This is a genomic window from Ralstonia sp. OTU4908 (assembly GCF_038440115.1).
GTDB lineage: Bacteria > Pseudomonadota > Gammaproteobacteria > Burkholderiales > Burkholderiaceae > Ralstonia > Ralstonia pickettii.
Genome location: NZ_JASATD010000120.1, coordinates 1 through 270, shown reverse-complemented (window position 1 = coordinate 270; position 270 = coordinate 1). Strand labels below are relative to the sequence as shown.

The following is a 270-nucleotide window of genomic DNA, read 5'->3' as shown; positions in this document are numbered from 1 at the left end:
GCCCGCCAACCTCGATGCCCTGAGCCCGGACGAACTGCGCACACTGGCGGCGCAGTTGATGGCCCAGGTCGGCGAGAAGGACCGGGAGCTGCGTTACCGGCAAGCCAAGATCGACCAACTCACACACGAGCTGGCCATCCACAAGCGCTGGAAGTTCGGCAAGCGCAGCGAGCAGTTGACGCCTGAGCAGGCGAGTCTGCTGGACGAAGCCATCGACGCAGACCTCGAGGCGATTGAGACCGAACTGGAAGCGCTCCTGCCGTCGTCCAC

At 64.8% G+C, this 270-nt stretch carries 1 protein-coding gene; it reads left to right on the top strand.

The window, feature by feature from the left end; genetic code table 11:
* Positions 1 to 270 (top strand): transposase (locus AAHM38_RS25585; RefSeq protein ID WP_342234436.1); only part of this gene is annotated, 270 nt, incomplete at both ends.